At 44.9% G+C, this 18276-nt stretch carries 19 protein-coding genes; 8 read left to right on the top strand and 11 right to left on the bottom strand.

What is annotated here, in order from left to right; all coding sequences use genetic code 11:
- Positions 1-96: 96 nt before the first annotated feature.
- A complete protein-coding gene (locus ACFW2W_RS20245) occupies positions 97-576 on the bottom strand; it encodes an orange carotenoid protein N-terminal domain-containing protein (RefSeq protein ID WP_378182327.1) in 480 nt (159 codons plus the stop codon).
- A 473-nt stretch (positions 577-1049) separates the two neighbouring features.
- Here ACFW2W_RS20245 and ACFW2W_RS20250 point away from each other — a divergent pair, with 473 nt between their 5' ends.
- Positions 1050-1184, top strand: a complete 135-nt coding sequence (locus tag ACFW2W_RS20250) for a hypothetical protein (protein WP_378182330.1) — start codon at positions 1050-1052, stop codon at positions 1182-1184.
- Here ACFW2W_RS20250 and ACFW2W_RS20255 read toward each other — a convergent pair.
- Positions 1173-2594 (bottom strand): 1-acyl-sn-glycerol-3-phosphate acyltransferase, encoded by a 1422-nt coding sequence (locus ACFW2W_RS20255; protein WP_378183019.1) that lies wholly within the window; start codon positions 2592-2594, stop codon positions 1173-1175. The two genes, ACFW2W_RS20250 and ACFW2W_RS20255, sit on opposite strands and share 12 nt — an antisense overlap.
- Before the next feature lie 90 nt (positions 2595-2684).
- Here ACFW2W_RS20255 and proS point away from each other — a divergent pair, with 90 nt between their 5' ends.
- From proS to ACFW2W_RS20270, 3 genes are all read left to right on the top strand, one after another.
- Positions 2685-4493: a proline--tRNA ligase gene (gene proS / locus ACFW2W_RS20260; protein ID WP_378182333.1), complete on the top strand. Its 1809-nt coding sequence runs from the start codon at positions 2685-2687 to the stop codon at positions 4491-4493.
- Between the two features lie 174 nt (positions 4494-4667).
- Entirely contained in the window at positions 4668-5489 is an 822-nt protein-coding gene (locus ACFW2W_RS20265) for a DUF2993 domain-containing protein (RefSeq protein ID WP_378182336.1), read from the top strand.
- Between the two features lie 89 nt (positions 5490-5578).
- On the top strand, positions 5579-6232 hold the full coding sequence (locus ACFW2W_RS20270; protein ID WP_378182339.1) for a GerMN domain-containing protein: 654 nt from the start codon (positions 5579-5581) through the stop codon (positions 6230-6232).
- 8 nt (positions 6233-6240) lie between these two features.
- Here the strand turns inward: ACFW2W_RS20270 and ACFW2W_RS20275 are convergent, their stop codons facing one another.
- From ACFW2W_RS20275 to efp, 3 genes are all read right to left on the bottom strand, one after another.
- A complete protein-coding gene (locus ACFW2W_RS20275) occupies positions 6241-6594 on the bottom strand; it encodes a helix-turn-helix transcriptional regulator (RefSeq protein ID WP_190410537.1) in 354 nt (117 codons plus the stop codon).
- A gap of 515 nt (positions 6595-7109) precedes the next feature.
- Entirely contained in the window at positions 7110-7631 is a 522-nt protein-coding gene (gene accB, locus ACFW2W_RS20280; protein ID WP_378182343.1) for an acetyl-CoA carboxylase biotin carboxyl carrier protein, read from the bottom strand.
- 145 nt (positions 7632-7776) lie between these two features.
- The gene (efp, locus tag ACFW2W_RS20285; RefSeq protein ID WP_378182346.1) at positions 7777-8334 is read right to left on the bottom strand and encodes an elongation factor P; all 558 of its coding nucleotides are present in this window, start codon (positions 8332-8334) and stop codon (positions 7777-7779) included.
- A gap of 196 nt (positions 8335-8530) precedes the next feature.
- Between efp and ACFW2W_RS20290 the strand changes: the two genes are divergently transcribed.
- Both ACFW2W_RS20290 and ACFW2W_RS20295 read left to right on the top strand, forming a co-directional pair.
- Positions 8531-9670, top strand: coding sequence for a peptidylprolyl isomerase (locus tag ACFW2W_RS20290; protein ID WP_378182349.1), 1140 nt, complete (start codon positions 8531-8533; stop codon positions 9668-9670).
- Positions 9671-9769: 99 nt separating this feature from the next.
- Entirely contained in the window at positions 9770-10081 is a 312-nt protein-coding gene (locus ACFW2W_RS20295; RefSeq protein WP_378182352.1) for a hypothetical protein, read from the top strand.
- Positions 10082-10190: 109 nt separating this feature from the next.
- On the opposite strand, the gene ACFW2W_RS20300 is transcribed toward ACFW2W_RS20295, so the two are convergent.
- Both ACFW2W_RS20300 and ACFW2W_RS20305 read right to left on the bottom strand, forming a co-directional pair.
- Complete coding sequence (locus tag ACFW2W_RS20300) at positions 10191-11537, bottom strand: hypothetical protein (protein WP_378182355.1); 1347 nt, start codon at positions 11535-11537, stop codon at positions 10191-10193.
- Complete coding sequence (locus tag ACFW2W_RS20305; RefSeq protein WP_378182358.1) at positions 11530-12870, bottom strand: NB-ARC domain-containing protein; 1341 nt, start codon at positions 12868-12870, stop codon at positions 11530-11532. Before ACFW2W_RS20305 ends, ACFW2W_RS20300 begins: the two co-directional genes overlap by 8 nt.
- Before the next feature lie 269 nt (positions 12871-13139).
- Between ACFW2W_RS20305 and ACFW2W_RS20310 the strand changes: the two genes are divergently transcribed.
- Together ACFW2W_RS20310 and ACFW2W_RS20315 are read left to right on the top strand one after the other, a co-directional pair.
- Entirely contained in the window at positions 13140-13940 is an 801-nt protein-coding gene (locus ACFW2W_RS20310) for a DUF4114 domain-containing protein (protein WP_378182361.1), read from the top strand.
- A gap of 97 nt (positions 13941-14037) precedes the next feature.
- On the top strand, positions 14038-14232 hold the full coding sequence (locus tag ACFW2W_RS20315) for a hypothetical protein (RefSeq protein ID WP_378182364.1): 195 nt from the start codon (positions 14038-14040) through the stop codon (positions 14230-14232).
- Positions 14233-14297: 65 nt separating this feature from the next.
- Here ACFW2W_RS20315 and ACFW2W_RS20320 read toward each other — a convergent pair whose 3' ends face one another.
- From ACFW2W_RS20320 to pyrF, 4 genes are all read right to left on the bottom strand, one after another.
- Complete coding sequence (locus ACFW2W_RS20320) at positions 14298-14936, bottom strand: Uma2 family endonuclease (protein ID WP_378182367.1); 639 nt, start codon at positions 14934-14936, stop codon at positions 14298-14300.
- A 571-nt stretch (positions 14937-15507) separates the two neighbouring features.
- Positions 15508-16359, bottom strand: coding sequence for an exosortase-dependent surface protein XDP2 (locus ACFW2W_RS20325; RefSeq protein WP_378182370.1), 852 nt, complete (start codon positions 16357-16359; stop codon positions 15508-15510).
- 495 nt (positions 16360-16854) lie between these two features.
- The gene (locus ACFW2W_RS20330; protein ID WP_378182374.1) at positions 16855-17499 is read right to left on the bottom strand and encodes a hypothetical protein; all 645 of its coding nucleotides are present in this window, start codon (positions 17497-17499) and stop codon (positions 16855-16857) included.
- On the bottom strand, positions 17496-18248 hold the full coding sequence (gene pyrF / locus ACFW2W_RS20335; protein ID WP_378183022.1) for an orotidine-5'-phosphate decarboxylase: 753 nt from the start codon (positions 18246-18248) through the stop codon (positions 17496-17498). The genes ACFW2W_RS20330 and pyrF overlap by 4 nt, the downstream gene beginning before the upstream one ends.
- Positions 18249-18276 lie beyond the last annotated feature (28 nt).

The raw sequence follows: 18276 nt of genomic DNA on the forward strand, positions 1-18276 counted from the left end.
TTGTGCAAAATATCAGTTAACCAAAAAACCCGCTAATTGCTTAACAATATAGCGGGAGATACAAAGGAGGAATTCAACAGTAAATTAGTATTCTTTCTAGATGTCAGAACCACTGGCTGGCTCGGCACCCATCGGTAGCACCGCACCGCGTAGAAAATCGATCTGGTGCTGAAAGTCCATTGCTTCAATTTGCGCTAACAAGTCTTTTCCAGCTTGGGAAAGTTCATAGTTAGGAGGCATAGGAATAATGGTGCCACTATCCATTCCTTGCGCTAAAAAGTACCAAAACGCTAGCTTAGTTTCTGGACTCAGAGAACCATACTCGCGGCTAATTTGAGTATTCGCTTTGGACGCAATATCACGCTGAACTTGTAGTTGTTCTTCATGGGATAGTTCCTTAACTTGATTGAACAATCCCTGAGCAATATCAGAACCAGAAGCGCCTGGAGCAGCTGGTGTAACAGATTTACCCATCTTGGTGTATACAAACCACAGGACGGCAAGCTGCTGGTCTACATCCATGCCTTGAAAAGCTTGTTTACCTTGATCGTAGGCGTTTAAAGTGCTAGCTGTCATAATTACCCTCCGAAAAATTAATAATTGCTTAGTTTCCTCAGTTCTTCAGGAAACTGGTTTTCACTTCCTTAAAGAAAATTAACAAATAAACCCTGTAAGTTTAACCCCGCTGAAGACAGATATGATCCCCATCACAAATCCATCAATAAGATGGCAAAGATGTCACAAGATTTATAACTAAAGAAAGAGGTAAGCAAGGAAGTAGCCATCCCCTCCGAGCGATATTTATTACATCGCTCGGAGGGCAAAAGGGCGAGATTGGTCAAGCTTCTTATAAAGGCTATAGCAATCCTAAATGATTTGCACTCTCCCTGTAGAGACGCGATTAATCGCGTCTCTACACTCAGGCGAATACTCGCGCACAACTTAAATAGGATTGCTATAGTTGGTTTTTGTAGAATCATCACAGTAGACCAAGCAGCAATTACAATGGCGCTTACTGCAAAATCTCAAACATTTCCGAGATTTTGAAGATGCCATTCAGTAGAGCGATGATGAATAATCTGGATGCAATTGTTACTCGTAATCCGCAAGATTTTATAAATGTCACCCTGCGGATTTTCATGCCTAGCCAACTCATTCAGGAACTTGGGATTTCACCCAGATGAAGAAATCAAACCTTCCATCGCCTGTTGCAAATCTTTAGTCAAATCAGCCACAGCAAGTCTCGCACCCTGCCGATTTGCCTGATAGACTGGGTAGCGTTCTGAAACCGAGATGGGTTGCCCTACAGCCATCTCTACCCGTTGCTTACCTAGTCGAGGACGCCCAAAGGGATTGCTGCCTTTGATTCGAGTTACCATATCCCATAAAAGTAAGGTAGTTTCGGCAAACCGCTCTACTGTTGGTTTTTCCAGAACATATTGTCCGCTTACTGCCACAAAAGTTTCTACCAAGCGCATATGCCATATCCGAAGGTTGGCTTCCTCAGCAATTCGATTTGCCAATCCGCGTTCTAGGGGAGACAGCGCTTTAATATTCTTCAGGTCTTCTCGATAGATGTAATTCCAGCCAGCCGCCTCTAGCCGACGACAACGGTCAATCACACTTCCCTTTGGTGGCACGTTAAAATACTCCTCTGCTACGTGTAGCGCCACGTTCAGCAGCGCTTGCAGTCGAATCGCCAAAGCTTCGTTCGCATTGCTCGGCGACGCTTCCACTGTGGGCAAAGTTTGATGATAAAAGCGGGTATAAAACTCCTCCATTAGAGACAATAAATGTTCGCCTAAACGACACAGCCGCCGATAGAGAGAAGCTTGGAAAGGTTGCAGGTCAGCAGATGGATTTAAACTTTCAGCCTTCAAATCTTGTTCATCCTTCAACTTTCCTTCTGGCAAACCGCTCGCTACTTCCAATTCGCTTAAAAGCTTTTCTATCTCTTTCCAGGGAGCTTCGACGTAACGGTATTTAATTCCCACTGGCACTATTAAAACTTGCTCCCCTCGTCCAGCCTTGAGCAAATCTTCAGCACACCAAAAGCCCAATTGGGCGATTCCTGGTTCTAAAGGGCTGATAATCTCATTGTGACCATTGGTGGCTCCTTCTGGAGAAGCGGTTATCGGAAACTGAGCGTTGGCAAACAAGTCACGAGCCGAACGCAATCCCATCCAGTCTGCCTTACCGCGATGGATGGGGGTACCACCTAAGCGAGAATAGAGCCAGCCCATGTGCGCTCCAGCCCATAAGGGAATCCCTCGGTCATAAAGAAAGTGGGCATGAATCGGGTGCTGTAGCGAGATACCCTTTTGTCGTGCCAGCCGTGGTACTAATTTCCAAAGCAGATAGCTCATGCACAGCGGATCTTCAACCCTGGGATGGCGAAATGCCATCATAAAGCGGATCTTACCGTCCTGAAATTGGCGATATAAATCGACTAAAATCTCAACGTTGTCGGCTTGAATTTGGGCGATCGCTGTTTGGGAACGTATGCAGCCAGGTAGCACTTGTTGGGCGGCTCGTAAAACCAGGGGGTTGAGCGCCGGTGGAATAAATTCTAGAGGAGGCTGAGCCGGACTCATTAAATCGGACAAAGTGGTTTTCTTGTGAACTTGTGGACATTCTAGACTTAACTGAGATAACGATTATCCAATCTGTAGAGGGAACCAGTGATGCGACTGTCACAAATGTTTTTTGTCACTCTGCGAGAAGAACCGGCGGAAGCGGAAATCCCCAGCCATAAATTACTGCTCCGTGCAGGCTACATTCGTCGCATCGGTAGCGGTATCTACGCCTATCTACCCCTCATGTGGCGGGTGCTGCAAAAAATCTCTCATATTGTGCGGGAAGAGATGAATGCGACCGGCGCACAAGAGTGTCTACTCCCGCAACTACAACCATCTGAGTTGTGGCAACAGTCGGGGCGCTGGGATACTTATACCAAAGCTGAAGGGATCATGTTCGCCCTGACAGACCGCCGAGACCAGGAACTGGGACTGGGACCGACGCATGAGGAAGTGATTACAGCGATCGCTCGTGATATGATTCGCTCCTACCGCCAGTTGCCTCTGCACCTCTACCAAATTCAAACTAAGTTTCGGGATGAAATTCGCCCCAGATTTGGTTTGATGCGAGGACGCGAATTCATTATGAAGGATGGCTACTCGTTCCACGTCAATGAAGAAAGCTTGAAAAAAACTTACCAGGATATGCACCATGCTTACAGCAAGATGTTGCGCCGGACTGGTTTAGCCTTCCGGGCTGTAGAAGCTGATTCAGGTGCGATTGGGGGATCTGGTTCTCAAGAATTTATGGTGCTGGCTGAAGCTGGGGAAGATGAAGTTCTCTACACCGAAGATGGCAAGTACGCCGCCAATGTGGAAAAAGCGGTTTCTTTGCCTGCTGACACCAAACCATCCCCGTTTAAGACTTATGAGAAACGGAAGACGCCGGACACCGATACAATTGATAAACTCTGTAGATTCCTCAAGTGTTCGCCTACCCAAGTGGTGAAAAACGTCCTCTACCAGGCAGTTTATGACAACGGCATAACGGTGTTGGTGCTGATTAGTATCCGGGGCGACCAAGAAGTCAATCAGGTAAAGTTGCACAACGATCTGGCAAAACTGGCACCAGAATACCAAGCCAAAACTGTGCTATCTGTAGAAGTGCCAGCGGCGGCGCTTCAGCAACTGTGGGCGACGAGACCCTTACCTTTGGGTTACATCGCTCCCGACATCGCAGACGATTATATCTGTTCGGCTAAAAATTTGGCTCCCCGGTTTTTGCGGTTGGTCGATAAAACTGCGATCGAGCTAAAAAACTTCGTCACAGGTTCTAACGACTTGGAATACCACGTCGTGGGTGCCAATTGGGACGAGCAATTTAAGTTACCAGAACGAGTAGTAGATATACGCAAGGCACGACCGGGCGATCGCGCGATGCACGATCCCGATCAAACGCTCCGAACTGCCCGTGGCATCGAAGTGGGGCACATTTTCCAGCTAGGCAATAAATATTCTCAAGCGATGGGAGCCACTTACACCAGCGAACAAGGTGAGGAAGTTCCCCTGGTGATGGGTTGTTATGGTCTTGGTGTTTCGCGGTTAGCTCAGGCGGCGGTAGAACAATCTTATGACAAAGATGGAATTATCTGGCCTGTAGCGATCGCGCCCTATCACGTCATCATCTCAGTTCCCAACACCAGCGACGCCCAACAAGTGGAAGTTGCCGAAAAACTATACACCCAGTTGCATCAAGCAGGAATTGAAACCCTTTTGGATGACCGCGATGAACGAGCGGGAGTAAAGTTCAAAGATGCTGATTTAATTGGGATACCCTATCGAATCGTAACCGGGCGATCGCTCAATAGCGGCAAAGTAGAAGTCGTCGAACGGGCGACTCGCAAATCCCAGGAAATTCCTGTTGAGGAAGTGGTAACTACCTTAAAGCAGTGGATTGATGCTGCTTTAAATCAATAACAATTAACCACAAAGGCACAAAGTTATCAATTTTGTGTCTTTGTGGTTCAAAAAAGCACTTTGATGATAATTTGATGCCAAGGCGCTTTCATCACTAAGAAAAACTTTGCGTCTTGGCGCAATTTTTTGAAATCTCGCGCCAAGACGCAAAGCCAGAAAATTTAAGCGATAACTATGGAATTTATAGCAATTTTTCTATCTGGTTTGCTTGCTCTAATTTCACCCGCTAATTTAGCCATCGACCGCATCGCTGAAAATGCCATTCGTTCCCAGTTTGATAAAGTGGAGCAGTTGCAAGTCCGCGTTGACAATGCTCCGAATTTCCAAATTGTGCAAGGAAAAGTTGAGCGAGTGCGGATTGGTGGGCGAGGGTTGTGGCTGACGCCAGAATTCCGGATTGCAGCGCTGGAACTGGAAACCGATCCCCTTGACCTTGATGTGGCGCGTCTCCGGCAGAAGGGAAAGGTGCGACCGACCGAATTGTTGAAGCAACCTTTACAAGCTGGGGTGCGTTTGGTGATTACCCAGCAAGATATCAATCAAGCTTTACAGTCACCAACTGTCAGCGCTCAATTGCGTAAACTGGGAAGCCGCATTCTTGGCAGCAACGCTGATATGCTGGTTCAGCGCTATGAGTTTGTCAATCCTCAAGTGGAATTTCTGGGGGATAACCGGCTGCGTTTCCATTTGGAATTGCAGGAGCCGGGAAATGTAGATAAACTGGTTGTCTCGGTGGAATCAGGGCTGGGTATCGTGGCTGAGCATCAGTTGCAATTGATTGAGCCAAATGTCTTGGTAAATGGGATGCCAGTGCCACCCCCCCTGCTTGCCTTCTTCGTGTCCGGTGTCAATAGCCGCTTGGATCTCCGCACCTTGGAAGATGCAGGGATTGCTGCCCGACTCCTAAAATTAGATATAAATAAGGAACAACTAGAGTTAGCTGCATTTGTGCGGGTAGAAAAGCCAGAAACTGCTTCCGCACCTAATCAACGTTAAAATTATCCGGAGCAGCGCTCGTCTTCACTGTATTCCTCAACAAAACCTCCTCACAAGCATCCAAATAAATTTTAAGGAGGGAAATTGATATGAAAGTTCAACAACCAGGCCGTCGAATCGGTATTGGCATCGCCGTTGGTGTTTTGGCGATCGCTTTGGCGGCTTGTAGCCCAGAAGAGCAACAGGCAGCAAATACAGGCAATTCTTCGCCAACACCGTCAGTTTCCACGACTATTCAACCGACTAATTCGCCTCAGGCAGTGCAGCCGTCTGTGAAGCCCTCTGTGAAGCCGTCTGCTCAGCAACTATCTAGTCAGAAGACCGTTCAAGTCTACTGGCTGAAGAGTAGTGGTAGCAAGATTGAGGTGGTGCCTGCTCCGGTCAAAATAGAGGCAGGAGTCAAGTCTGAGAACATTCTAGAAGGTGCGTTCAATCGCTTGTTAGCGGGACCGAACGATCCGGCTTACAGCAGCACGATTCCTAAGGGAACGCAGCTACGAAATCTGGATGTTCGGGAGGATGGTGTTCATGTGGATTTGTCCCAAGAATTTACTGCTGGCGGCGGTAGTGCCTCGATGACAGGTCGCGTGGCGCAAATCCTCTATACAGCCACCAGTATCAATCCAAATACCAATGTTTGGATTGATGTAGAGGGAAAACGGTTGGAAGTTTTGGGCGGTGAAGGGTTGGTACTCGATCAGCCTCTGACTCGCCAAAACTTTGAGAAAAATTTTGATTTATAGGGCTTTGTTTACTTTCTAGCGCTTAAGCTAAAGTCACGGAAGTGGCGGGCTTGCTGTTCAATCCGAGCGGCAAGGCGATCGCAAACCAAGTTACATAATTCAAAAATCAACTCATCTTCCACTTTGTAATAAGCCGATGTCCCTTCGCTGCGGCGACTAAGGATACCGGCTTGTAGCATGACTTTTAGATGCTTGGAAACGTTAGCCTGACTGGTTTGTGTTGCCTCGACCAATTCTTGTACGCATTTCTCGTCGTCGCGCAGGAAGTTCAAAATCCGCAACCGCATTGGCTCGCTCAAGATGCTGAAGTACTCTGCAAGTTGTTGTACAACTTCTGGAGGTACAGACAAAGCTTGTCGCATGAGACTAATCAGAAATGATAGTTCATCCTGATTATATATGATGTTTTTTGGTTAATAACTATTGAGTAATTATTAAATCTTTTTGTGCTGATTAATATGGGAATCTGGGTAACTTTAGATACTATTTGTTTAAACAAACTCTGTAGAATTAAATAAGGCTCTTCATTACTTGGTATGCTAAAAAGTTGATCCCAAAACTTGAAAGGCTTACCTAGCAAGGTATAACAATTTTGGACTGTATTTTCTATTTAATAAACGCTAAATTGGCTTAAATTTATGGCTAGTATAGCTTGTGGCGCTTCTTGACTATAATTTAGCATACCAACTACGGAAGAGCCTTAAATAATGGAAATATGTGTTAGCAACACAAATCGATATTTCCATTATTTAACAGGAAATTTTTAGGAAATTAAATTATCCAAAAAAGTTTACTCCAAAAATATCAAAATTTTGGAAATAAACTTTTTAAACGATTCATGGCAGATGCCGCCGCGCAACTTTTACAAATGCTAAAGTTATTCGGGGTTAATCCGCATTAACGGTTGACCGTACTCAATGGGTTCGCCGTTTTGAACCAAAACTTCTATCACCGTACCAGATACCTCGGCTTCAATTTCATTCATCAGCTTCATTGCCTCAATGATGCAGACAGTTTGTCCGGTACGGATGCGATCGCCTACTTCCACAAATGCCGGTTCATCCGGTGACGGGGAGCGATAAAACGTCCCCACCATCGGCGATTTGACCTCTTCGAGTCTTCTATCAATGGGGGAACCAGCAGCGGCGGTCGGTGGGGCAGTTCGTTGCACCGCCTCTAAGCTGGGACTGGGCGGCATGGACGTAGATGCCAGGGAGGGGGGAGCCGGGACTTCGGGACTCCCACTCCCTGCCAGGGCAGGTGGTACGACCGGCATACCCCCGCGCGGATCTTTACGCACTGTGAGTTCAAAATCAGTGCTTTTGAGTGTCAACTCTGTAATGTCGGTTTGCGCGATCGCTGCCAGCAGTTCACGGAGATCGTTGAAGTCTATGGACATGAGAAAAAGGATGTCAGTGGTCAGGTATCAGTTGTTGCTTGGTAGAGACAAGGGTCAATCTCATCTCAAGGTCAGTGTCAGTTGTCGGTTGTGGGTTGTTTCTTCTGTACCGCTGACCCCTGACCACTGACTAAAAACTTTTGCATTATTCTCGACCCAGATAGGTATCGGTACGGGTATCCACCTTGATCCGCTCTCCGACAGTAATAAACAGGGGAACCATCACCTGGGCACCCGTTTCCACAATCGCGGGTTTCGAGCCGCCGGTGGCGGTATCGCCTTTGAGACCCGGATCGGTTTGCGTCACTTCCAGCACTACGGAGTTGGGTAGTTCCACTTCCATGACCTGCTCGCCCCAGCGGACGACGTTCACTTCCATTCCTTCCTTAAGGTACTTTACGCGATCGCCAATCTCAACGGAACTCAGATTCGCTTCCTCATAGGTTTCCATGTCCATAAACACGAACTGGTCGCCATCTTTGTAGGTATGCTGCATCGTGCGCTTTTCCAGATTGGCCTGGGGCACCGTTTCTGCGGCCCGGAAGGTTCGTTCCACAACGGAGCCTGTCTGCACATTTTTTAGCTTGGTGCGGACAAACGCAGCTCCTTTTCCTGGCTTAACGTGGAGAAATTCCACTACCCGCCACACAGCCCCATCTAATTCAATGGTGACGCCAGGTCGAAAGTCGTTACTCGAAATCATGAATCTTTATCTTGGGGAGAACAATCGGCACTTCATTTTACCGCGAGCGGAGGTTCTTCCCATTACTCGTACATCGATAAGCTGCGTTCTAATGTCGCTGGGTCGGGACACCCGTGTGGCAAGATTAAAAATGGAGTTTTTGGTAAGCGTGAAAGGTTCAACCGCAGTCGGGAAAGCAGCATTCAGGAATTAATTTATGCTTGATTCAAACCGTTCCATGCTCGATTGGTTCAAACGTTTGGTCTTAACGAGCGTGTTGGTAGTGCTGATGATGACGCTCTCAGCAGGACTCAGCGCTGCTTGGTGGGATGCCTCTGGCAAAACTGCCAGTGATAGTGGATTGCCATCGGGAAATGCCATCACAGATGGTAAAGCTTTGTTACGGTATGCCCTACCCATTGAAAATCAAACAGTGCGGGAAATGCAAGCCGATTTGGAAGATATTTCCACACAACTGCGAAGTAAGCGTTGGAGTGCCATCGTTAGCGATGTTAGCAAGGCATCTCGAATTCTAAGCGATCGCTCCTCTGACTTGCTCGCTGGCGTCCCTCCGTCGCAAAAATCTCAAGCAGAAGCCCTAATTGCGAAGATGAACGAAGAATTCGGGAAGCTTCGAGAAACAGTGGAAGCCAAAGATAAAGAACAAACCCAGGCGGAACGGAGCAACCTCCTCGATATCGTGGGTCAGCTAGAAGAGCTAATGGTGCCAGGATTCCCCTTCGAGGTGCCTTCAGAGTACAGTAATCTGCCTCAACTCAAGGGACGCGCCACCATAGAAATGACAACCGACAAAGGCACCCTTACCCTGGTTGTAGACGGTTACAGTGCGCCCGTGACTGCTGGTAACTTTGTGGATTTAGTCCAGCGTGGTTTCTATGATGGGCTAGATTTTGTCCGCGCCGAAGACTCCTACGTGCTGCAAGTGGGAGATCCTCCCGGCCCAGATCAGGGGTTTATTGACCCAGCGACTGGCAAATACCGGGCGGTTCCGTTAGAAGTGCTGGCGAGAGGCGACAAAGAACCCACCTATGGCATTACATTAGAAGACGCGGGGCGTTACCGCGACCTGCCAGTGCTTCCCTTCTCAGCTTACGGTGCCTTAGCAATGGCTCGTCCGGAAACAGAACCTAACGGCGGTTCTTCTCAGTTCTTCTTCTTCCTGTTTGAGCCAGAACTGACTCCAGCGGGTCGTAACCTGTTGGATGGGAGATATTCAGTTTTTGGCTATTTAACGAAGGGCAAAGAAGTTCTGGAAAAACTCGATGCAGGCGACAAAATTGTCTCGGCTAAGGTAATCCAGGGTGCGGAGAATTTAGTTCCGCCGCCAGCCGCATAAACATCCAGCTCCGATAAAGAGCTATTAATAGGGTGGGTGGGACGGCAATGCTGCCATTGCGCGATCGCCCACCCTCTGTGCTATAAAATCAGGAAATTTATGGCAATTGTTGAGGTAATCTTTGTCTTCACCGTCAGTGTGATGGCGGGTTTGTTGTTTTACAGTGCCTCCCAGCAGCGGCAGCAGCAAATGCAGTTAGAAAATGCTTTTTATCAATTGCTGGAAGCTCAAGATAGTTGTATTTCTCTGATTCAACTGTCAGCAGCGGCAAGAGTAGATGTTCAGTTAGCGAAGCAATACCTAGATCGTCAGGTGCAGATGTTTGGAGTGCTGCCAGAAGTAGATGCTGATGGAGATACCTTTTACCGCTTCCCTAAGCTGAAGCGGGATTCTGCTTCAGATAAAAATTAGAGTGAAATAGGGCGATCGCCTTTTTGTGGTGAGGATGCGATCGCTCATACCCTCCTCATCCGTACTTTCCTTTCCATTGCCCGTGGCATTTTCTCAACTTGCTTCGGTATTACTTGTTATTTAGCTTGCATTTAGGTTCTAAACAAGGGCATCTACGTAGAATTTTATTAGGTCTAAATTTTTTATAAAAATTGAATTTTATTTGGTGATATAGCTTTAACCCAATTTTGTATATAAAAGCCAGTAAAAAAATTATACCACCTGACTTATGGAATTCATTTGACATCAAAATATCCCAAACCACTTTCAGCGCTAAATAAATTTTTAGATTCTTCATATAGAGCGGAAGCAGTTGTACAAGAGCCATTAGGTAGCCACGATGATAACCAGTTTTTAAAGCTTTTTCCGCAGCATTTTTGATTTGCTTTTCCTGTTTATAATAATTGTCTCTTGCCAAACAAGATTCATTTTCTACCAGATTAGCTAGGGCTAAGTTTACATGAACTAAACTAGATGGGTCGGCATTACGTTCAATGAAGAGTTGTAGGCTCTTATCGTAATGGTATTTTACACTTTCTTTAATTTGAGCGGCCTCAAGAACCTGACCTAGTCGCAAGTGATAGAAGGCAGTTGCTCCAATATCTAGCGTCAAGCTATTTTGATTGCAGCCTTCCTCTAGAATTTTTTGGGATTTAACATAAAAGTTAACAGATTTAATAAATTCATATTCTTCAAAATATATTCTGCCAAGGAAATGTAAACATTCACTCAATGTTCGCAGGAGCCACTTATAATTTTGATGTTTGCATAATAACTCTAGTTTTGATTGTGCTTGAGTGAAATAATTTTTGGACTCAGCAAAGTTAAATCTACGAAAATAGTAGTGACCCAGTAGAACCCAGGTACGCGCCAAATATTCCTCAGACCTTGATTCTTCTCTACAAAATGCTTCACATTTAAGAAGTACATCTTTCATTTTTTTATATTCACTGATATCTTCATAGTATAGGCTAAGTACAAAATATGCTTTAATCTTTTCTTCATGAGTCTTAGACAGTACAATTGCTCTATGCAAGCAATCTTCAGCTTCAGAATCAAAATTATTGAATGTTTTTAAGCAATAGTATTTTGAAATATACAAGTCAGCCGGTACAACTTTTCCAAACTCATGATAGTCTTGGAGTAATCGATCAGTTGCTTGAAGCCAGTCAAAACCTTGATTTGTTTGGAGCGCTTTGTTAATAAATTTAACTATTATCTTACAACGTGTTGGCAACTGTTCAGAATCTTTTCGATTATCCTGTAGTGACTGCAAAACGTGAGCGAGATCGGTTCTGGACTCAGCTTCAGAGAGCCATATGTTCAGAAGTTTAGCAATGTCTCCTGTCTTTTTATCAGGCTTTAGTTTTTCCTTAAGAAGTTGGCGCTTATTAATTTTCTCATCAAGTTTAGTCACTGGATTGCAATTCCCTCAAAAACTCGTATAGTAAGTTGTGTATTGAATAACGTGGCTCGTCTGAAAGTCTAGAAATACTTGTTAGCAAGGAACGCTGAAGACATTCTCCTACAGCTTCTCTAAATTCATCATCGCTCAGTTCAGCTTGTTGCTTCAGTAGACGACGTGGAACGGGAATACTCTCACTGAAGCGAGTCATTGATTTCAAAACTTCTAAAGCATTATTTGAAATTGAAACTAGAGCTTCCTCATACAGATAGGTGTAAAGCTCCTCTTGTTTAGTAAGTGACTGAATAATTTCATCTAACGGTGAGTCATCGGTTGCTATTAGGCTAATTACAAGTAAGATTATGAGAGGAATACCATTAGTAGCATGAAATATTGGTAACAATTCATCATCTTGTGAATCATGAATGCGTTGAATGTGCGCTCCCTTGTACCGGATTAACTCTAAAGTTGGATTGACACCTATACCTTTGAGTTCAACTTCCCGCATATCCATAGTTAGTTTTTGAATTTTTTGTCTAGAAGTAAAGATAATCTTACTAGGTCTCAAATTATTTTTTTGGGTATAAGGATCAAATTTTGTGAGTAACTCAGTGTAGTCTTGCAGAGTTTCAAGATTGTCTATTACAATTAGATATGGGGAAGTTCTTAGCTGGCTTTGTAAATAGGAAAAATGTTCATCTATCGTTGGTGGCAATTGTATTTGTAGCTGCTCTGCTATTTCCGAAACTAATGCATCAATATTTAAAACAGTACCTATATCTCGAATTGCTAGATTCTCGACTCTAAAATAAGTTCTTTTAGCTGTTACCCAAGCAAGATCAATAAACTCTGACTCTACTGTATGTTCTCTGACTAGCTTCTCTACAATAGATGTTTTACCAACTCCTCCCGTTCCAACAACACTAATAAACCAGCTACCTTCTTTGTCTTGTAAATATTCTGTTAACGTTGTTATATATTCTTCTACACCAAACAATACTGTTTGCGAAATATTAGCTTTATCTTCTAATTTTATTTTAATCCTTGCTTGAATTTCTAATTTGCTATTTGGGAGTGAAATATCGCTTTCACTATCTGGGAGTGCAATATCGCTCCCGTGAGTATCTAGGTTAGCGATCGCTTGCCAGTCCAGACCCAAGAAATTGCAAAGTTCCAAAAAATTTCTACGCTCAATAGGCTTCCCATTGAGGAATTTGCGAACTGTATCTGACGATACTCCGATATCTACCGCAAAATCCCTATGGCTTTCATACCTACTTCGCTGATAAGCAGATTTGGCTTGCTGGATACACTCCGAACGCACCATAAGGGAGCGTTGCGACATGGCTACCTCTTGGAAAACAGCTTAGACCCTAATGAGCTTTGTTAAAAATTTTACTTTAGTTGTAAGTCCGTGACAAGTTATTGATTTCTCAGTGCCAATATTAGCAAAAGTCAGGGTTATCTCAGTGTGGGGCTTGCTTCTATAGATATAGACACACAAAAACACCGTAACTTAGTGTCCCAATCAACTGTATTTATTGTCAAAGAAGCGATCGCGCCAGTTACTTTGTTCTCATGGCTACACCCAGAATTGCAAAAAGGAGTCTTTGAATGAAAATTAAGCTTATTTCTAGTTTGACTGTTGCTGTTATCGGGACAAGTGTATTCTCTGCCACCGCACCAGCCTCAGCTTATGACATCAAAAGCATTGACACTGACACTACAGGTTTTAAGGACATAATTGAAGAGTTCCAGCAATTCGTTTCTCCTTCTGGGGTTCCGTTTAGCAACCCCACAGCGTATAAGTTAGACCTTACCAAGTTAAAATTGGGAACTGACTATAATCCTCGTGTTTACTTTCTCAATGAAGGAGCAGGCTTCAGAAACCAGTTAGGGTTCACAGCTACTAATGGTTCTACTTTCCAGTCGGGGTTGATTTTTGAGGATGCCTCTTGTGGAATTAATAATACTGAGTGCCAAGGAGCAGCTAATGATGGACCTCTGGATATCGGGGACTATGTGGACTTAGGAAACTTCAGTGCTGGTACCCTCTTTAACTTCTGGCTGAAAGCTGATGGTTATAATGGCGGAACTTACGTTTACGGTGCCGATCCAGCTTCTAACCCAGATGGACTAGAACACTTGGTAGCTTATGAGTATAAAGGCCACTTGGTGATTGGATTCGAGGATTTATATGGACCGCTCGGTGCTACTGAGCCTCCCAATCAAAATTCCGATCGCGATTTTGAGGACACGGTCTTCGTGGTCAAGTTTCCGGGACTTGAAAAAGCCAGGAAAAATGTACCTGAGCCTTCTTCTGTATTGAGTATCTTAGGGGTTGGTGCTTTCGGTGTCAGTTCGCTGCACAAGCGCAAGCAGCAACAGAAATCTCAGGATTCTAGCCTCAGCTAGTTGATACAGTAGTTGGCGCGATCGCACTTTTTTCCTCTGCTGAAGCGAGTGCGATCGCTCTTTAGAATATCTTTTACTACCAGTTTCAGGGATTGATATGGTTTTAATCCGAGAAGTAGTCCAAAAGGCTTTGGCAACAGGTTATTTAACGTTAGCATCAGAGACCGAACTACGGCAGCTTTTACAAACAACAAAATATGGCTGGGAAGACCTAAATGCCTTTATGACTTTGCAGCAAGCAGTAATGGCTGGTCGTGTACGGCAAGAGTCCCGCGAATTGATACGTTATTAGTATATTTTTAACAATACCTGAAAACTGGCGCGATCGCATTTCCTGTATTATCAAGCGCGATTTATTTACTCCTCCCCAATCTGACTTCTCACCCACTCGCGGAACAAGCGAATCATAGCTGTTTCTCCCACAGTTTTTTGCTGTTCCAGAAACCGCACAATCTCAGATGGTGAGAGAAAAGGGAAAGTAGGAGATGTATTGCGCTCTACATATTGTTTTCCCTCTAATTGATAGAATCTTAAGCGTCTTCCGTCATAACGCCAGACTTCCGGCACCCCAAAATCAGCATACAAGTCGAATTGATTAATAGAACTGCTAGTAATATCAATCTCAATAATTAAATCAGGTGGTGGATATTGATTTAGGTCGATTTGCTCTAGTTGTCTGACAATCGGCTCATTCTGGATGTAGTAGCACTGATCTGGTTCAAATCCCCGTTGCAAATCCTCACGTTTGGAAGTTCTTGAACCTAAGCTGCGAATATTAATATTCAATTCTTCAGTCAGAGTTTCCACGAAACGTCCTAGGAGCTTCTTGTAGCTTTCATGTGGATCTAATGGGGACATTATTTGTAATAATCCTCGGTCATAAGTCAGTCGAATCCCTGCCTGTTCTTCTAAATCTTTCAGCAGAGATTCGTAAGTTTGCCAGCTAACATTCCTCAAGAGAACTGGTTGTGGAGTCTGAATTAGTGTAGTTGTCATTTTAAGACTGAGCCTAGGTAATTGCTGCTAGTCACAATAGAAGTGTTGGTGGATAGATATATTTTAGCGATCGCGCTTAGTATTTACTCAGAGTGCGATCGCTCTCTAGTCTTCTCTACTTAAACTTGACTTCTCACTCACTCGCACAACAAAACCTGCGCCACACCCAAAACTGCATAAAAATTCATTCGGTTAATAGGCTTTTTTATCGCAGATAGATAAAAATAACAACCAACCAAAGGATGAACTCCATTTCTGCTGGGTAATGTAGTGAATGCAAACTGATAGAAATGTCAAAATGAAGCTGAATTGATAAATTCCAGTAGTGGAATGCTTTTATATTTTAATATTATGAGATAAACAGGACTTACGCAAAGCTTATACATATAGCGTTTTTTCGGGTTCAATCCCCCTGTGGTTGCCCTTACTATGTGGTGATGTGCGGCGAGTCCTGATAAAAAAGAAAATTAGTACCAGAAACTAAAAAAATTGGGGCTAGAAGCGTTATCCACCTTCTAGCCCTCATTTTCATTTTCACTCAGTCTTTATGAACGCAAATTTTCTCTAAAAACTAGCTAGCTTTGCTGCTTCGACGCCGACGAATTGTCATTAACGATCCGGCTACCAATCCCAACCCAGCAAGCGTGGCTGGTTCAGGAATTTTTTCTTCTCTAGCGATTACTTTAAAGTCTGGGCCATTGTAACTCGCATCTGCTGTCACTCGAATACCCGCTAGAGAAGTAATTCCCAATTTTTCTAGGCTAACTCCCCAAGAACCAACCTGTTGACTTCCATTAATTTCCATTGTGTCAATGCTATAGCCTGTGGCAAACTGATCGGTTCGCTTTAGTTTTAGAAAATTACCAATGAGGTTGCCAGCTTTGTCAATTGCTTGAATACCCAGATCGCTATTCTTACCCCGTTCCCAGAAAAAGAGGTTGTCCAATCCTGTCTTATCTGCATGAACTAGGTTATTGAAGAAAAGGTTGATACTAATGGAACCATTATCCTCAGTATCAATAATGTTGTTGAGGTTTTGGTTGCCTAGATAAGCGGCAATTTCAGTATTGCCTGGGTTCTTAATTCCAGATACTTCAACACCGTTCGGCTTGCTAGCTTTATTGCCTCTGTCTGTGCTAGCAGCACCCGTATTATTGTTATAGCCACCCGCTTCAGGATTGGCAGTTTCTCCCTTCTTCCCAGTGAGCTTGATGGGAGTATTGGAGAGGATTTTAGCCTCTTTAACTAGATTAAAACTATCAAATGTGACTTTATTTTGAGTAATAGACTGAAGCCAAATATCTACCTCAGAGTTACTTTTTTGGCTAACGTTGGTTTGGAAGCTTGCGGCTTGCGCTGAACTAGAAATCGTTAAGATTCCGACAGTTAAGCATAGAAAAGTTGATGTACGCTGAAAATTCATTCTTTTAATCCTCTGGTAGTTGCCTATTTAGAAACGTTGGTGAAAGGTATTAGTCGAAAGTTTTCAGTGACGGATGCTCCCAATACACAGCAAATCGTTAAGCCACGACTTTAGTTATGTAGCCCTAGGCTAAAACTTTAGTTAAGTGACTAAAGTTCTGTCTTAATGCCATTTCATCCAAATCAAACTACCAATTTGCAGACAAATAATTCAGCTTTTCTTGGCTGAATCCTTGAAGAATTTGGCACCATCCTATCCTAATAGTAAAGATTAATTAAATTCATCGTTGAAGCTACGGAAATTAAAATTATAATCCTTCTTGCTGTACGTAAAATTTCGGATAATGGGAAAATGTCGTTGGAGATACAGAAATTTTATTTAAAGAAACAATGCAGGGAAGTAAAACTTCCGACAGATAGCGATCGCGCTTTTAAAAGCTACAATTACGCACTCAAGTAAAAACTTTCAGATAATGATGAAATTACTGAGGGAAAATTACTGAGACGCATTGGGGACGAGCGATCGCACTTTTCCCACCCGGCAATCTTGCAACCAATTCCGAACTGCCTGACCAATGATGCCATTACTGCTATCGCGCGGCGGCGTAGGGGGGCGTCCTCCCGGATAAAGGCCAGTACGAGAAAACATGAGCGCTAAACTCCAGCCGCTGTCAGTTTGAGCCAGAAATAGCCAGTGATACTGCTGCAATTCAATCAGCTTGCCAGCGGTATACTGTCGCTCTAAGGTGGTAATGAATACCTGCTTGGGGGCTGCGGCAAGTTCGGCTGGAGGCGTTGGGTTATATTGACCGGGACCCAGGCTAAGCGGCTCAAATTCCGGGCGTCCAGCGGCAATCACGGAACTAGAAGAAATGTCAACTTTTCGGCTGCGGCGTCGGGCACGTTGATTGACCCGATTAGCATAACTAGGTAAATCCCGAAGCAGGAGAAGTGTGAGGCTTTCTACATTACTTGGGCAAGCAAAACGCTGTAGGGACAGAGTTTCCCTGCCCCTGTTGAGTGCTATAGGGGCGGAGTTTCCTTGCCCCTGTTGAGTGCTGAATGCAGCGAACAGCGAACAGCTAGAAACCAGAAGTAACCTTCTAACTCCTGACAACTGACGCTTTCGACCTGAGTTCATGAAACCACTGTTAGCTCGTCGCAAATTCTTGCCCAAGCTGCAACGGGGTCAGAGGCGGCGGTAATCGGACGCCCTATCACCAGGTAATCAGCGCCTGCTTGGAAGGCTTGGGCGGGGGTAAGCGATCGCTTCTGATCTCCCGCTTCTGCCCAAGAGGGGCGCACACCCGGACAAACTAACAGAAAATCATCGCCACAAATCTGCCGCAGCTGTTCTGCCTCTTGGGGGGAACAAACCGCCCCATCCAGCCCCGCGTCTTTGGCTAGCAGCGCCATCTGTAAGGCATACTCTGGCAGTTCTAGCGGTATTTTCAGCTCAAAGGCTAGCTGACGCGAGGTGAGACTGGTCAGCAGCGTAATCGCAATTAAATTGGGGGGTGTCACCCCTACTTCCGCTGCGCCCTCCTGTGCCGCTGCTACTGCCCCCTGCAAGGCACCGCAACCGGCTGTTGCATGAATTGTCACCAAATCCACCCCGTAGCGGGCAGCGGCGCGACAAGCCCCGGCAACAGTGTTGGGGATATCGTGAAACTTCAGATCCAGAAAAATTCGCTTTTGCCGGTCTTTGAGCGCCGTCAAGATTTCCGGCCCAGTGCTGACAAATAGCTCTAACCCCACCTTCCAGAATGACACTTGGGGCAATTGATCGAGCAGAGCGATCGCTGCTTCTTTTGTCGGCACATCCAGCGGCACGATAATGCGCTCTGGTACTGACTTAGCGGATTTTAGGCGAGTCGGATTTGGGTTCACGGGTAGGAGTAAGGCTGGAAGAATCGAC

The sequence above is a fragment of the Coleofasciculus sp. H7-2 genome, assembly GCF_042747725.1.
In the GTDB taxonomy this organism is placed as follows: domain Bacteria; phylum Cyanobacteriota; class Cyanobacteriia; order Cyanobacteriales; family FACHB-T130; genus FACHB-T130.